The organism is Stappia sp. ES.058, assembly GCF_900105595.1.
Taxonomy (GTDB): domain Bacteria; phylum Pseudomonadota; class Alphaproteobacteria; order Rhizobiales; family Stappiaceae; genus Stappia.
On record NZ_LT629784.1, the window covers coordinates 530,457 to 544,772 of the forward strand.

General features: G+C 64.2%; 14 protein-coding genes. 7 read left to right on the top strand and 7 right to left on the bottom strand.

Translation table 11 applies throughout. The annotated features are described in order from the left end of the window. Positions 1-167: 167 nt before the first annotated feature. The 4 genes from BLU32_RS22000 to BLU32_RS02550 all read right to left on the bottom strand — a co-directional run bounded on the left by BLU32_RS22000 (position 168) and on the right by BLU32_RS02550 (position 4,680). On the bottom strand, positions 168-314 hold the full coding sequence (locus BLU32_RS22000) for a hypothetical protein (protein WP_172838522.1): 147 nt from the start codon (positions 312-314) through the stop codon (positions 168-170). A gap of 219 nt (positions 315-533) precedes the next feature. Then, positions 534-1,913, bottom strand: a complete 1,380-nt coding sequence (locus tag BLU32_RS02540) for an aminotransferase (protein WP_093804847.1) — start codon at positions 1,911-1,913, stop codon at positions 534-536. A gap of 58 nt (positions 1,914-1,971) precedes the next feature. Then, the gene (locus BLU32_RS02545) at positions 1,972-2,970 is read right to left on the bottom strand and encodes a DUF1499 domain-containing protein (protein ID WP_172838523.1); all 999 of its coding nucleotides are present in this window, start codon (positions 2,968-2,970) and stop codon (positions 1,972-1,974) included. A gap of 90 nt (positions 2,971-3,060) precedes the next feature. After that, on the bottom strand, positions 3,061-4,680 hold the full coding sequence (locus tag BLU32_RS02550; RefSeq protein WP_093810485.1) for a long-chain-fatty-acid--CoA ligase: 1,620 nt from the start codon (positions 4,678-4,680) through the stop codon (positions 3,061-3,063). 226 nt (positions 4,681-4,906) lie between these two features. Here BLU32_RS02550 and BLU32_RS22500 point away from each other — a divergent pair, with 226 nt between their 5' ends. Both BLU32_RS22500 and BLU32_RS22505 read left to right on the top strand, forming a co-directional pair. After that, the gene (locus tag BLU32_RS22500; RefSeq protein ID WP_371326951.1) at positions 4,907-5,107 is read left to right on the top strand and encodes a hypothetical protein; all 201 of its coding nucleotides are present in this window, start codon (positions 4,907-4,909) and stop codon (positions 5,105-5,107) included. Then, positions 5,080-5,286, top strand: a complete 207-nt coding sequence (locus BLU32_RS22505; RefSeq protein ID WP_371326952.1) for a DUF4870 family protein — start codon at positions 5,080-5,082, stop codon at positions 5,284-5,286. Before BLU32_RS22500 ends, BLU32_RS22505 begins: the two co-directional genes overlap by 28 nt. 26 nt (positions 5,287-5,312) lie before the next feature. Here BLU32_RS22505 and BLU32_RS02560 read toward each other — a convergent pair whose 3' ends face one another. The 3 genes from BLU32_RS02560 to BLU32_RS02570 all read right to left on the bottom strand — a co-directional run bounded on the left by BLU32_RS02560 (position 5,313) and on the right by BLU32_RS02570 (position 7,741). Beyond that, on the bottom strand, positions 5,313-6,020 hold the full coding sequence (locus tag BLU32_RS02560) for an HAD family hydrolase (protein WP_093804849.1): 708 nt from the start codon (positions 6,018-6,020) through the stop codon (positions 5,313-5,315). Continuing rightward, positions 6,017-6,730, bottom strand: a complete 714-nt coding sequence (locus tag BLU32_RS02565) for an HAD family hydrolase (protein ID WP_093804850.1) — start codon at positions 6,728-6,730, stop codon at positions 6,017-6,019. The genes BLU32_RS02560 and BLU32_RS02565 overlap by 4 nt, the downstream gene beginning before the upstream one ends. 93 nt (positions 6,731-6,823) lie before the next feature. After that, complete coding sequence (locus BLU32_RS02570; protein ID WP_093804851.1) at positions 6,824-7,741, bottom strand: MBL fold metallo-hydrolase; 918 nt, start codon at positions 7,739-7,741, stop codon at positions 6,824-6,826. A gap of 256 nt (positions 7,742-7,997) precedes the next feature. Here BLU32_RS02570 and BLU32_RS02575 point away from each other — a divergent pair, with 256 nt between their 5' ends. The 5 genes from BLU32_RS02575 to pstB all read left to right on the top strand — a co-directional run bounded on the left by BLU32_RS02575 (position 7,998) and on the right by pstB (position 14,266). Next, positions 7,998-9,383, top strand: coding sequence for an ATP-binding protein (locus BLU32_RS02575; protein WP_093804852.1), 1,386 nt, complete (start codon positions 7,998-8,000; stop codon positions 9,381-9,383). A gap of 149 nt (positions 9,384-9,532) precedes the next feature. Then, positions 9,533-10,570, top strand: coding sequence for a substrate-binding domain-containing protein (locus tag BLU32_RS02580; protein ID WP_093804853.1), 1,038 nt, complete (start codon positions 9,533-9,535; stop codon positions 10,568-10,570). 74 nt (positions 10,571-10,644) lie between these two features. Beyond that, the gene (gene pstC / locus BLU32_RS02585) at positions 10,645-12,114 is read left to right on the top strand and encodes a phosphate ABC transporter permease subunit PstC (protein ID WP_093804854.1); all 1,470 of its coding nucleotides are present in this window, start codon (positions 10,645-10,647) and stop codon (positions 12,112-12,114) included. Continuing rightward, on the top strand, positions 12,111-13,454 hold the full coding sequence (pstA, locus tag BLU32_RS02590; protein ID WP_093804855.1) for a phosphate ABC transporter permease PstA: 1,344 nt from the start codon (positions 12,111-12,113) through the stop codon (positions 13,452-13,454). Before pstC ends, pstA begins: the two co-directional genes overlap by 4 nt. 14 nt (positions 13,455-13,468) lie before the next feature. Then, complete coding sequence (pstB, locus tag BLU32_RS02595; RefSeq protein WP_093804856.1) at positions 13,469-14,266, top strand: phosphate ABC transporter ATP-binding protein PstB; 798 nt, start codon at positions 13,469-13,471, stop codon at positions 14,264-14,266. Positions 14,267-14,316 lie beyond the last annotated feature (50 nt).

Below are 14,316 nucleotides of genomic sequence, written 5' to 3' on the forward strand. Positions count from 1 at the left end.
CGCGTCTCGCGCGGCGCGGAGATGCGCAAGGGTTTCAGGACCCGCCAACCGCGCGTCCTGAATGTCTTGTGCTGCCGGCCAGAAGCCCTGGCCTCGATAGCCCGTTGTTCGCGTTCATCGCGCGACGACCCGGCGGGCGCGGCTATCCTGGTCCGTTCCGGGCGGAGTTATTTACCCGAACCGCCTGCCGTCTTCACCGTCGCCTTGTTGCAAAGCGCCGCGGCGTTGATCGCGTTGATCCCGACCGGCTTGTAGAGCGCGTCCAGGTTGGGGCGCGGCGTGGCAGGGGCGGATTGGGGTGACTTCGAGGTCATTGTTGACAGTCCAACGTCGATGAGTTCGGCCCGGGGGAATTCCCGTCAGCTCAAGGGAACAGTGAAGGTCACAATTCGACGAAACTAAGGATGCCGCCACAAAACCTTGTGAATCCAGTCACTTTCCCTTTCGCGCTGTAAGAATTCGCGAGTTGGAGGCGCCGCGCCGCGTGTGGTCATACGCCTTCAGAATCTGGAATTGCACAAAAAATCAGCAAGTTAGTCCTTTAGCATTCCCGCCGGCAGCTCCGCGAGCGTGTCATTGAGGGCGGCATCCAGGCAATCAAACAACTGGTCCAGTTCTTCCTCGGAGATGATCATCGGGGGGCAGAGCGCCACGGTGTCGCCGACCGCGCGCAGGATCGCGCCGTGTTTTTGTGCATGGGCGACGCAGCGCGGACCGATTGCAAGCGCGGAATCGAAGGGCGTGCGTGCCGTCTTGCTGGCCACCAGTTCGACGCCGCCGATCAGCCCTGTGCCGCGCACCTCGCCGACAAGCGGGTGGTCCGCGATGCGCGCAAGCCGTGCCAGGAACTGAGGCTCGAGGCCGCGCACGTTTTCCAGGACCCCCCGCTTCTGATAGATCTCGATCGCCTTCGCGCCGAGCGCGCAGCCGAGCGGATGTCCGCCGTAGGTAAAGCCGTGGCCGAAGACGCCGATCTTGCGCGATTCCTCCACGAAGGCGTCATACATCTCCTGGCCGACCATCACCGCGCCGAGCGGGGCGTAGGCGGAGGTCAACTGCTTGGCGCAGGAGATCGTGTCGGGCGTGAAGCCCATCGTCTCGCAGCCCCACCAGTTGCCGGTGCGCCCGAAGCCGTTGATCACCTCGTCGTCGATGAACAGGATGTCGTGTTCCGCGAGAAGCGCCTGCACCGCTTGGTAGTATCCCTCGGGCGGCACAATGACGCCGCCGGCACCCAGGATCGGTTCGGCGATGAAGGCGGCGATGGTCTCCGGCCCTTCGCGTTCGATCATGGATCGTAGATTTGCGACGATCCTTGCCGTGAAGGCGTCGTCGTCCTCCCCCGGTTCCGCGAAGCGATAGGCGTGCGGACAATCGGTGTGCAGGATCCGGTCAACCGGCAGGTCGAAGTCGCGGTGGTTGTTCGGCAGTCCCGTGAGCGAGGCGGCGACGATGGTGACGCCGTGGTAGGCCTTCACCCGGGAGATGATCTTCTTCTTTTCCGGTTTGCCGCGCGCGTTGTTGTAATACCAGGCGAGTTTCACCTGGGTGTCGTTCGCCTCCGAACCTGAGGAGGTGAAGAACACCTTGGAGGCCTCGAAGGGCGCGAGCTCCTTGAGCTTTTCGGCGAGTTCGATGGCCGGCTCCATGCTCTTGCCGCCAAACAGGTGATAATAGGGCAACCGGTCGAGCTGTTCCTTTGCCGCCGCGATCAGCTCCTCGTCGCCAAAGCCCAGGCCGGCACACCACAGACCGGACATTCCTTCGATGTAGGATTTTCCGTGGGTGTCGAAGACATGGACGCCCTTGCCGTGATCGAGCACGAGCGGGCCGGTGTCGCGCAGCGTGTGAAGCGCCGTATAGGGATGCAGAAGCGCGTCCACATCGCGGGTCTGGACATTGGTCAAGGGCATGGTTGCGATCTCCTGAATACGGCGGGCGGGCGGCGCAATTCGCCGCGCCACGCATCGACTATTGTTGTGCCGGATCTGGCGGGTCGTCCTGATAGATTTCCGAAATGTCGTCGGGCAGGGGCGTGATACCGCCTGCGTCGTCCTGTGCGGCGGTCCCTTCCTCAGCGGAAAGGCGGGGGTCGCTCTCCTCGTCCGGCTTCATGGACGGGAGCGGGGGAGGCCCGTCCTCCTCCTCGCGTGGCGCGTCCGGGTCGAGCGGCGGCAGCTCCGGCAGTTCCTCGTCGTCTTCCAGGGCCTCCACCGCGCCGAAAGCGGCCAGCAGGGCGGCGTCGAGGTCTTCGAAAAAGCCGCGGATGCGACGGGCATTGGCCCCGAGATCGTGCTGGCCGAAGCGTGAGGCGGAACGGATGTCGAGGCGTGCCCCGACCGGATCGGGAAGGATGCGAACCGAGACATCGTCGCGAAAGGCAAAGAGCAGCGATGTTGCTTCCGCCTGAAAGCGGGTCGGCTCGTCGGGCATCCCGGGCGGGAGTTCCGCGGTAATCATCCAGCCCGATTGTTCCGCGACCCGGCGCGCGGCCGCATGCAGATCGGCCGGCGCCACCCGGAAGCGGCGCGAGACGATGTCCGGGTAGGCGGTCTGTTGCAGACCGCCGGACGTAAAGTCGTGCGGGGGAACGCCGGCCCCGGTTGGCGGTAGCGCCGGAGGCGCCTCGATGTCGGTGCTGACGTCGGCAAGAAGCGGGTAGTGCCAGAATCCGTAAAGGCCCGCGAACACGGGCGCCACGGCGATGAGGCCGTAGACCAGGCCCCGCAGGGCCCGTGCCCAGCCGGTTCCGCCCCGGCTCCAGAGACTCGCGAGCGAAAAGACACCCGTCGCAATGGCCATGCCGCCGAGCACAAAACCGGTCGCGAGAATGACGAGGACCTGCGGCGTGGTCACGAATTCGAAGCGGTGGAGCAACGCGCCGATCACGAGCACGGGCACGGCGAAGCGGCCGCTCCACAGGCTGGCACCGGCGAGCCGCGATCGCCGGACGGGGATCTTTTTGTGCATGCTGCGGGCCGCCGATCCGGGTTGATGAACCGTCATTGGCCTTACCATGCCCGTTTCGGGTTGCGAACCGTCTTCACCTGTGCCGATGCCCTATTCGGGAAAGGAGTAGGCGGAGAACTGCTCGCGCAATGCGGTTTTCTTGATCTTGCCGGTTGCCGTATGGGGGATTTCATCGACAAAGACCACATCGTTGGGCATCCACCATTTGGCGATGCGCCCCTCGAAAGAGGCGAGAATATCGGATGCGTCGGGCGTACAGCCGTCGCGCGGAACGATGATCAGGAGCGGCCGCTCGTCCCACTTGGGATGGGACACGCCAATCACCGCGGCTTCCGCAACATGCGGATGCAAGAGCGCCAGGTTTTCCAGGTCGATGGTGGAGATCCATTCGCCGCCGGACTTGATCACGTCCTTTGCGCGGTCGGTGATCTGCATGTATCCGTTTTCATCGATATGCGCGACGTCGCCGGTGTCGAAGAAATTGGCCTCGTCGACGATTGGCGTGTCGCCCTTGAAGTAGGTCTGCGAAATTGCCGGCCCGCGCACCTTCAGCCGCCCGAAGGTCTTGCCGTCCCAGGGCCGCTCTCTGCCCTCGTCGTCGGTGATCTTCATTTCCACGCCGAAGGGCGCATGTCCCTGTTTTTCCTGTAGGTCGAGCTTGGCCTCGCCCTCGAGATCGACGACCTCGGGCTTGATCGAGCACACGGTGCCGAGCGGGCTCATCTCCGTCATGCCCCAGGCGTGCATCACGCGCACGTCGTAGACCTCCTCGAACGCCTTGGTGATTGCACGCGGGCAGGCGGCGCCGCCGATCACGACCCGTTCCAGATGGGGCAGCGCCTTGCCGCTTTTCTCCAGATATTGAAGCAGCATCAGCCAGATGGTGGGAACCGCGGCGGTAAGTGTCACCTTTTCCGCATCGAGCAGTTCCCAGATGGCCTCGCCATCCATGCGGGGGCCCGGCATCACGATTGCCGATCCGGCAAGCGGACAGGAGAAGGCGAGCGACCAGCCGTTTGCGTGGAACAGCGGAACCACCGGCATCACCCGGTCTCGCGCCGAAAGCCCGAGCATGTCCGGCGTCGCCGCCGACATGGCGTGGAGCACGTTGGAGCGATGCGAATAAACCACCCCCTTGGGGTTGCCGGTGGTGCCCGATGTGTAGCACATGCCCGCGGCAGCGTTTTCATCGAGCTCCACCCAAGCGAAATCGGCGTCTGCCTCCGCCAGCCATTCTTCGTAGGGTGAGGACGGGAAGCCGGTCTCGGGCATGTTGGCGGCATCGGTCAGCACGACGACGTGTTCGATCGTGGTCAATTCGCCCCAGATTTTCTCCACGATGGGAACGAAGGTCAGGTCGACGACCAGGAGCCGGTCTTCGGCGTGGTTGATGATCCAGGCGATCTGCTGCGGGAACAGTCGCGGATTGACGGTGTGGTAGACGGCGCCGATGCCGAGAAGCCCGTACCAGACCTCCATGTGACGCCAGGTGTTCCAGGCGAGCGTTGCCACCCGGTCCCCTTCCTTCAGCCCGTAGCGGGTGAAGCGCTTTGCCAGGGTGAGGGCCCGGTCGCGCATTTCGGCGTAGTTGGTGCGGTGGATCGGGCCTTCCACCGAGCGCGATACGATCTCCCGGGTCGGGTTATTGCGCGCGGCATGGTCGAGGATGCGGGGGCAGGTCAATGACCAGTCCTGCATCAGGCCGGGCAGTGCGGGCGCGGGCATGAGATCTCCTTCCGGAAGGTTCAGCTCTTTGTTTCGGTGAGCTTTTCTTGTCCCCACATTAGCACCGGGAGGTGCGGGCCTGTCCAGCGTCGCGCGAGGTGATTGGCGCGCGGTTGGCTGGCGTCGGCTTTCGAAAGGAGAGCCCCTTGCAGCGTCGACGGCACGATGGGGAGAGTGCAGTTCCCGCAAACAGGACGAGGAAACAGGCGAAATGAGCGATGCTGATACCCGACCGGCCGGCGACGGGCAGACGCGACGGCTGCTGGACCCCGGCGCGTCCAACATCCAGCTGATCTACATCCTGTATCTGGTGGGTCTGGTGTTCGGACTGACAGCGCTCGTCGGCATCGTGCTGGCCTATATGAACCGGCCAAGGCGGATGCGATGGCCGCGAGCCACTACACCTATCTGATCCGCACGTTCTGGATCGGCCTTGCCGGTGCGCTGGTGTCCGCGCTGCTGATGATGGTCGGCATCGGGTTCCTGCTGATGATCGCGCTTGTCGTCTGGCTGATCGTGCGCTGCGTGAAGGGCCTGCAGTGGATTTCGCGCGGCGAGCCCGTTCCCAATCCCGAAACCTGGCTGTTCTGAGAACGAGATCTTGCACGCCGTGGCGATCAGGTGCGGGCGCGAATCCATTCCAGCGCCTGCGTGAGCGATCCGACGACGTGATCGGCGTGGTCCTGCAACACCTTGGCCGGCACGGTCCCGGTCGTAACGCCAAGCGTTTGCGCGCCGGCGCTGCGGCCGGCGTGCATGTCGTGCAGGCTGTCGCCGACCATGACGACCTCCGCGGGAGTCAGCCCGAGAGCATCGCAGAACCCCTGTACCATGCCCGGCGCCGGCTTGGCGCCATGGCCGCTGTCGAAGCCGATCACCGCGTCGAAACGGGATTCCAGCCCAAGCGTCGCCAGTTGCGTGCGCGCCGAGGCTTCGCCGTCGTTGGTCGCAATACCAAGGCGCAGGCCGAGGGCGGCCAGCGCGTCGAGCACCGGCAGGAGGTCGGCGAAGGGCGTGAGGTGCGGCAGGCTCATGTCGCCGACCCGCGCATTCAGGTCCGCGAACAGTGCTTCGATGTCCCGTCCCTTCAAGATGTCCGCCCAGGCTGCCGCGATATCGTTGTTTGAGCCGGCGACGACGATTGAATCGGGATGAAATTGCCGTGTTGCCAGATCATAGCCGCTGGCCTCTCCGAGCCGCACCATCAGGTGACCGTCGCCGTCCGAAAGTTCCTCCAGGATTGTGAGAAAGGTCGGGGCCCAGGTCGCCTGAAAGTCGATCAGCGTGCCGTCCTTGTCGAAGAGCACCGCCTTGAGCGATGTCACGGGACCTGCTCCGCCGCCAGCGCGACGGTGAGAAGGTCGCGCATTTCGACCAAGACGAGATCGGCTTCCGGTTCCAGCTCGGCGCGCGTCACGGCGCCGGTGGTGACGGCGATACGGATCATCCCGGCATCGCGCGCGGCATGCATGTCGTGCAGGCTGTCGCCGACCATGGCGATCTCGGCCGGGTCGAGGCCGGTGTGGCGGGCGAAGGCGAGCAATTGTCCCGGCGCGGGCTTGCGCCCGAAACCGCTGTCGTAGCCGGCGAGAAAGCCGAAGGTGGTGCCGACACCGAGCGCCTCCATCTGAACCCGTGCGGAGGCTTCCGTGCCGTTGGTCGCAAGTCCGACGGGCAGCCCTGCCGCGTGCAGGCCGTGAAGGGTCTCCAGAACGCCCGGAAACGGCGTGACATTGAGGGTGGCGTGTTCCAGGAGCGTCGCCTCGATGCGCGCCAGCATCGCGTCCGGGTCCGGCTCGCCAAGAACCCGCGCCCAGTCGGTCGAATAGTCCGCCGGCGCCTGCACCTTCATCGGCGAGGGCCCGGTAAACCGCGCGCCGGCAACGTCGAACATCGCCATCCGCGACAGGGTTTCCAGGTGGGCGGCATCGTTGCCGGCAAGGTCGGTCAGCACGGCGGCGATCGCCGGTCCCCAGGTCCGGTCGAAATCCGTCAACGTGCCGTCGCGGTCGAAGAGAACGGCCTTGATACGCATGAAATGATCCGTGGGTTTCAAGGAGAGGGGCGGCAGACGCGCAATCTCATGCCACGCTGTGCCGCCCGCGGCAAGGCTCTCGAGGTTGCCATCTCACGCCGACGGAGTGGGAGAATATCGCGCGGCAAGGGAAGGTGGCCCTTCCGAAACGACCAGTCCGCGCTCGACCAGCCATTCGATCTGCGCCAGGACGGAGAGCGCGGCCGCGCCGTGCAGGCTCCTGTCGACGTCCCGGTAGATCGTCGCGACCATCTGCGGAATCGTGCATTCGCCCGCCTCAAGTCGCGCCATGATCGCTTGTTCGCGCGCCAGGCGATGTGCCTTGAGGCCGGCGAGATAGTCGGCCGGCACGCGGACCGGTCCACCGTGGCCCGGCAGATAGAGCGCGTCGTCTCGCGCCATCAGCCGTTCGAGAGAGGCCATGTAGGCGCTCATCGAGCCGTCCGGCGGGGCGACGATGGAGGTCGACCAGGCCATGACGTGGTCGGCGGAAAAGAGAACACGGCCTTCATCCAGCGCGAAGGCCAGATGATTTGCCGTATGGCCGGGGGTTTCGACGGCGGAGAGCGTCAGCCCGTCGACGGCGAGCGTGTCACCATCGAACAGTTCTCGGTCGGGCCTGTGTTGCATGTCGGCGCTGGCATCGAGCGGATTGACCTCGCCGGAAAACAGCGGCCGCGCCGCCACATGCGGCCCGCAGCCGACAATCGGTGCGCCGGTCATCTCCTTGAGCAGCCGCGCGCCCGGCGAATGATCCGCGTGGGTGTGCGTTACCAGGATGGCCGTGATCGGGGCTTTGCCGCATGTCTCGAGGATCAGCTCGAGATGAGCGCGGTCTTCTGGACCCGGATCGATGACCGCGACTTCGGCGCGTCCGACCAGATAACTGTTGGTGCCATGCCAGGTGAATGGACCGGCATTGCGCGCCGTGATCCGGCGCACCGCATCGCTGACCGGCACGGCGCTGCCATGGGCGGGATCGAACTTGCGGTCGTGCTCCAGTCTGGCCATTTGCGGGCGCCTGATCTGTCGGAGGGCGGGAACAGTCTGCGTCGGGCTTACCCGATCAGCGCTCGCTCCGGCAAGCCGGTTGGAACCGCCGCCGCACGCGGGTCGGCGTCTTTGGTTTGTCATGAGCTGCGTGTTAGGCCATCCTCCCGCCATTGCGGCCCGACAAACGGGCCTGCGAAAACCGGCCGACCCGACGACCGGGCTTTTGAAAACCGGCGGTCCCGCCGGCCGTCCGAGATGATCCGAAAGCGCTGCCATGACCGATGAACCGCTGGAGGCCGACGTCCTGCACCCCCGGGGGCGCAACCGGGCGCGCGGCATGTTGCGTGATCGCATTGCGATGCAACGCTGGGTCCTGCTGGCCTGTGCGGCGGTGGCAGCCGGGGCTCTTTACGCCGGAACCGCGCCTGTCCTCTATGTGATCGGTGGATTTGCAATCGTCGCGGGCGCGGCATTGCTTGCCCCTGCGCGCAAGCCGTTGATCGCCCGGCGCCTGCGGCGCAAGCGCGCCGTTTCCGCCTGGCCGGAAACCGCAATGAAGCATCTGGCGGACGCCTTTCCCAATCCCTGTTTCATCGTCGATCATCGCGGTGTCACCCGATATGCCAATACGGCCGCGCGGATCCGCTTCGGGCAAGTGCGGCCCGGCGATCCGATCTCGTTTCGCCTGCGCTCTCCGGCGCTTCTCGAGGCGCTGGAGCGCGTCATCGGCGGCGATGTCGCACAACGGATCGAGTGGAGCGAGAAATCGCCGGCCGAGCAATGGCTCGAGGCGGTGATCGCGCCGGTGACGCCGGCCCCGACAGCCGGCTCGACCGAGGTCGAACAGGCGAGCGCCTCGGGGCAGCAGTTCATTCTCGTCACCATCCAGGACCAGACCGGCCAGCGGCGGCTGGAACGCATGCGGGCCGATTTCGTCGCAAACGCGAGCCACGAATTGCGCACGCCGCTTGCCTCGCTGACAGGTTTCGTCGAGACGCTGCTGGGCCCCGCCCGCGACGATCCGGTGGCGCGCGAGAAATTCCTGCAGATCATGATGCAGCAGGGCGAGCGCATGCGCCGGCTGATCGACGATCTCCTGTCGCTGTCGCGCGTGGAACTGAAGGCGCATGTCCAGCCGGAAACCACGCTCGATCTCGTCCCGCTCGTCCGCCACACCTGCGATGCGCTGAAGCCGGTTGCCGACGAGGTCGGCGTTGCCATCAAGCTGACGCTGCCCGAGAAGCCGGCCGTTGTGCGCGGCGATCGCGACGAACTCATCGAGGTTCTGGAAAATCTGATCGAGAACAGTCTGAAGTACGGGGCCTCCGGCAAGCTCATCGAGATCGGTCTGTCGTGGGCGGACCTCGACCGCCCGCAGGCGGAGCCGCGCCCCCCGGGCCAGTGGGTGCTGTCGATCCGCGATCACGGGCCGGGCATCGCCCCGGAGCATCTGCCACGTCTGACCGAGCGGTTTTACCGCGTGGACGTGGCGGCGAGCCGGGAGATGAAGGGCACGGGGCTGGGCCTTGCGATCGTCAAGCACATCCTGACCCGGCACCGGGCGCGGCTCGAGATCGAAAGCCGTCTGGGCGAGGGCGCTAACTTTCTTGTCAAGATACCCGCGGCAATTTCGGATGCTGAGCCGGCTGTGGATCGATAGTCCCGTGTTTTCAAATATTTGAGATGTCATAAAACTGAGATCCAGCCGTCATATAAGCATCACGGGCGGCCCCTAGGGTGCCCCTCGACCTTGCGGGAATAAGTCTGCAAGGGGACACTTTAAATCCTGAACATCCAGGGAGACGTCAGGTGAAAGTCAAGGCTCTTCTCAGCGCCACCGCTCTTGCGGTTGCCACCACCGGGTTCGCCGGCGCCGCCGTTGCGCGCGACCAGGTCCAGATCGCCGGTTCCTCCACGGTTCTGCCCTACGCTTCGATCGTTGCCGAGGCATTTGGCGAGAACACCGAATTCCCGACCCCGGTCGTTGAATCGGGCGGCTCCTCCGCCGGCCTGAAAAAATTCTGCAACGGCGTCGGCGAGAACACGATCGACGTCGCGAACGCATCGCGCAAGATCCGCGAAAAGGAAATCAAGGCCTGCGCCGAAGCCGGCGTGACGGACATCATCGAAGTCCGTATCGGCTATGACGGCATCGTCTTTGCCTCCGACATCAACGGCAATTCCTTTGCCTTCACGCAGTCGGATTGGTTCAAGGCCCTGTCGCCGAAGGTTCTGGTTGACGGCGAGCTCGTCGACAATCCCTACACCAGCTGGAACCAGGTGAATGCGGATTTCGCCGATCAGCCGATCGCCGCTTTCATTCCGGGCACCAAACACGGCACGCGTGAAGTCTTCGAAGAGAAGGTTCTTGCGGTCGGTTGCGAAGAGACGGGCGCAATGAAGGCGATGATCGACGCCGGCATGAGCGAAGATGACGCCGAAGATGCCTGCATTTCCGTGCGCACCGACGGTGTGTCCGTCGACATCGACGGCGACTACACCGAGACGCTGGCGCGCATCGACGCCAACAAGGACGGCATCGGCGTGTTCGGTCTGGCGTTCTACGAGAACAACACCGACAAGCTCCAGGTTGCGACCATGTCCGGCGTGAACCCGTCGACCGAGACGATTTCGACCGGCGAGTATCCCGTGTCGCGTCCGCTGTACTTCTACGTCAAGAAGGCCCACATCGGTGTGATTCCGGGTCTCAAGGAGTACGCGCAGTTCTTCGTCTCCGACGAGATCGCAGGTCCCGACGGCCCGCTGTCGCAGTATGGTCTCGTTGCCGATCCGGAACTGGCCGCGACGCAGGACGCGGTTGCGAACGAAGTCACGATGGGCAACTAAGCCCATTGGTTTAATGGAAGGACGGCGGGTCTGCGCCGTCCTTCTTTGTTTTTCCGCTGACCGGATCGGGTGTCATGTCCCTGCCAATATTGGTTTTCGTTCTTCTGGCCTTGTCCGTGGCCGGCTTCGTGCTCGGGCGCGGCAAGGCGATCGCAAGTGCGGGCGGGGACGCGCGCAATCTTCATTCGCTGCCGAATTACTACGGCTGGTTCGGGTTTCTTGTTGCGCTGCTTCCCGCTTCCCTCGTGCTTCTTCTGTGGCTTCCGGCCCAAAGCGTCGTCATCGAGAACCAGGTTTCGGCGATGATCTCCGACCGCGCGGCGGAGGAAAGCTCGCTCGGTCTCGTCATGAGCGACGTGGAGCGGGTGGCCGACGGGCTCGATCTGGCGGTCGGGGCGGGGATCCTGAGCGAAGACCAGGCCGCGTCGATCCGCACGGAATTCACCGACGTGCGTGACCGTCTCGGCGAGGTCGGGGTCGCGCTCGGGTCGGATGTGACCTCTGAAACGCTCCAGGCCGCGCAACGGTATCGCGCCCTGTCGTCGACCGGGGATCTGATGCGCGCGGTTGCCGTTATCGGCGCGGCGCTTGCCGGACTGGCCTTCGTCTACATGCGCACGGACAAGATGTTTCGCGCGCGCAACGCGGTCGAGGGGGTTGTGCGCTGGATCCTGATCTTCGCGGCCTCCATTGCAATCCTGACGACGGTCGGTATCATTTTGTCGCTGATTTTCAACACGGTCGAATTCTTCAAGCTTTATCCGGCATGGGATTTTTTCTTCGGCCTGACGTGGAGCCCGAGCTTCGGCGGCGGCTCCGAGCTTGGCATCCTGCCGCTGCTTTGGGCGACGCTTTACATCTCCTTCATCGCGCTGGCCGTGGCGGTGCCGGTCGGGCTCTTTGCCGCGATCTACCTGTCGGAATACGCCGGAACGGCGGTGCGCGCGGTTGCCAAACCGCTTCTGGAGGTTCTCGCCGGCATTCCCACCATCGTCTACGGTCTCTTCGCGCTGCTCACGGTCGGTCCGTTGCTCGTCGATATCTTTGGCGATGGCGGATTGCTCGGCGTGGGTTGGATGGGCGGCGGAACGGCGGTCATGACGGCCGGCCTGGTCATGGGCATCATGCTCATTCCCTTCGTCAGCTCCCTGTCCGATGACATCATCAACGCGGTGCCGCAGTCGATGCGCGACGGGTCTCTGGGTCTTGGGGCCACCCATTCCGAAACCGTGAAGCAGGTCATCCTGCCGGCGGCGCTTCCAGGCATTGTCGGGGCGATCCTGCTCGCCGGGTCGCGCGCCATCGGCGAAACCATGATCGTGGTTCTGGGAGCGGGGGCTGCCGCGCGGTTGAGCCTCAATCCCTTCGAGGCCATGACCACCGTGACGGCAAAAATCGTCAGCCAGCTGACGGGAGATGCGGATTTCGCTTCGCCCGAAGCCTTGGTCGCCTTCGCACTCGGCATGACGCTCTTCGTGATCACGCTGGGGCTTAATGTCATCGCCCTCTACATCGTGCGCAAATATCGGGAACAGTACGAATGACCGACACGACAGCACAGACCGGGCGTCCGGTCGCAGCGCCCGCCCGCAAGGGGTCGCTTCTTGAGGTCGACGCCCTGACCCGCAAGCGCAACGCCGCCGAAGCCCGCTTCAAAATGTATGGCCTCTCGGCGGTGATCATCGGGCTGTTGTTCCTGATCGCGCTTCTCGCGACGATCCTGAGCAATGGCACATCGGCTTTCACGCAAACCTTCATCACCATTCCGGTGCCACTGGAACAGTCCGAAATCGAAGCTGCGGAAGCATCGATCGTCAAGACGTCCAAGTATCGCGCCATCATCGGCGGCGCCTTCGCCAACGTTCTGTCGTCGGCCGGAATCGAGACCGACATGTCGGCGCGCGACCTGGACAAGATGATGTCTTCGGGGGCGGCGGCGAGCGTGCGCGACTTCGTGCTCGCAAATCCCGACAGCATCGGCACCACGCACACATTCGATCTTCTGGCCTCCTCGCGTGTCGATGGCTACCTGAAGGGACGCGTTACCCGGGAGGATCTGGTCAACGACAAGAACCTCGATGCGGCCCATCTTGACATCGTTGACCGGCTGAGCGCCGCCGGCATCCTGCAGAAGCGGTTCAACTGGCAGTTCATCTTCGGCGCCGACGCCTCGGACAGCCGCCCAGAGCAGGCCGGTATCGGCGTCTCGATGATCGGGTCGTTCTTCATGATGCTTGTCGTGCTTGTCCTGTCGCTGCCGATCGGCGTGGCGGCCTCGATCTACCTTGAGGAATTCGCCCCGAAGAACCGGTTCACCGATCTGATCGAGGTGAACATCTCCAATCTGGCGGCGGTTCCCTCGATCGTCTTCGGCATCCTCGGTCTGGCCGCCTTCATCCAGTTCGCGCATCTGCCGCAGTCCGCGCCGCTTGTCGGCGGGCTGGTGCTCACGCTGATGACGCTGCCGACGATCATCATCTCGACCCGGGCGTCGCTGAAGTCGGTGCCGCCGTCGATCCGCAACGCCGCTCTCGGGGTCGGTGCCTCCAAGATGCAGTCGGTGTTTCACCATGTCCTGCCGCTGGCGATGCCCGGCATCCTCACCGGCACGATCATCGGCCTTGCGCAGGCGCTGGGCGAAACCGCGCCGCTTCTGCTGATCGGCATGGTCGGCTTCATCGCCTCCAATGTGCCGGACGGCGTGGCCGCCGGCTTCCTCGATCCGAATTCGGCGATGCCCGCCCAGATCTACGAGTGGGCGAAACGCGCCGACCCCGCCTTCTACGAGCGGGCCTGGGGCGGCATCATCATTCTGCTCCTGTTCTTGATGACGATGAACATTATCGCGATCATTCTGCGTCGCCGCTTCGAGCGGCGCTGGTAAGGAAAGTGCAAGCCATGAACGAGATGCCCGTCGTCGACGCCGACGCCGAAACCGTGCCGCCGAAGATCTCGGCCCGCAAGGTCCAGGTTTTCTACGGCGAGACACATGCCATCAAGGATGTGGACCTCAACATCGCCGACCGGACCGTAACGGCCTTCATCGGTCCGTCCGGCTGCGGCAAGTCCACCTTCCTGCGCTGTCTCAACCGCATGAACGACACCATCGACATTTGCCGTGTCCAGGGCGACATCCGCATCGACGGGGAAGACATCTACGATCCCAAGGTCGATCCGGTGCAACTGCGCGCCAAGGTCGGGATGGTGTTCCAGAAGCCCAATCCCTTCCCCAAGTCGATCTACGACAACATTGCTTACGGTCCGCGGATTCACGGATTGTCGCGCTCCAAGACGGATCTCGATGAGATCGTCGCCAACAGCCTGCAGAAGGCCGGTCTTTACGAAGAGGTCAAGGATCGGCTGGACGAGCCGGGAACGGGCCTGTCCGGCGGTCAGCAGCAGCGGTTGTGCATCGCGCGCGCCATTGCGGTGAGTCCGGAGGTCATCCTCATGGACGAGCCGTGTTCGGCGCTCGATCCGATCGCCACGGCGAAGATCGAGGAGCTGATCGACGAATTGCGGGCGAACTATACGATCGTGATCGTCACCCACTCCATGCAGCAGGCGGCGCGCGTCTCGCAGCGCACCGCATTTTTCCATCTTGGCAATCTGGTCGAGGAGGGGGAAACCAAAGAGATTTTCACCAATCCCGTTGATCGGCGCACGCAGGACTATATCACCGGCCGCTTCGGCTAACGGTTGCGCCAACGGGACGTGTCGCTGCCGGCTCGCCGGCGTGCCGCAAT

Coding starts and splice junctions, on each gene's coding strand:
- BLU32_RS02575 (WP_093804852.1), top strand. CDS start 7,998: ATGACCGATGAACCGCTGGAGGCCGACGTCCTGCACCCCCGGGGGCGC.
- BLU32_RS22505 (WP_371326952.1), top strand. CDS start 5,080: ATGGCCGCGAGCCACTACACCTATCTGATCCGCACGTTCTGGATCGGC.
- pstA (WP_093804855.1), top strand. CDS start 12,111: ATGACCGACACGACAGCACAGACCGGGCGTCCGGTCGCAGCGCCCGCC.
- pstB (WP_093804856.1), top strand. CDS start 13,469: ATGAACGAGATGCCCGTCGTCGACGCCGACGCCGAAACCGTGCCGCCG.
- BLU32_RS02570 (WP_093804851.1), bottom strand. CDS start 7,741: ATGGCCAGACTGGAGCACGACCGCAAGTTCGATCCCGCCCATGGCAGC.
- BLU32_RS22500 (WP_371326951.1), top strand. CDS start 4,907: ATGAGCGATGCTGATACCCGACCGGCCGGCGACGGGCAGACGCGACGG.
- BLU32_RS02540 (WP_093804847.1), bottom strand. CDS start 1,913: ATGCCCTTGACCAATGTCCAGACCCGCGATGTGGACGCGCTTCTGCAT.
- BLU32_RS02565 (WP_093804850.1), bottom strand. CDS start 6,730: ATGCGTATCAAGGCCGTTCTCTTCGACCGCGACGGCACGTTGACGGAT.
- BLU32_RS02545 (WP_172838523.1), bottom strand. CDS start 2,970: ATGCACAAAAAGATCCCCGTCCGGCGATCGCGGCTCGCCGGTGCCAGC.
- BLU32_RS22000 (WP_172838522.1), bottom strand. CDS start 314: ATGACCTCGAAGTCACCCCAATCCGCCCCTGCCACGCCGCGCCCCAAC.
- pstC (WP_093804854.1), top strand. CDS start 10,645: ATGTCCCTGCCAATATTGGTTTTCGTTCTTCTGGCCTTGTCCGTGGCC.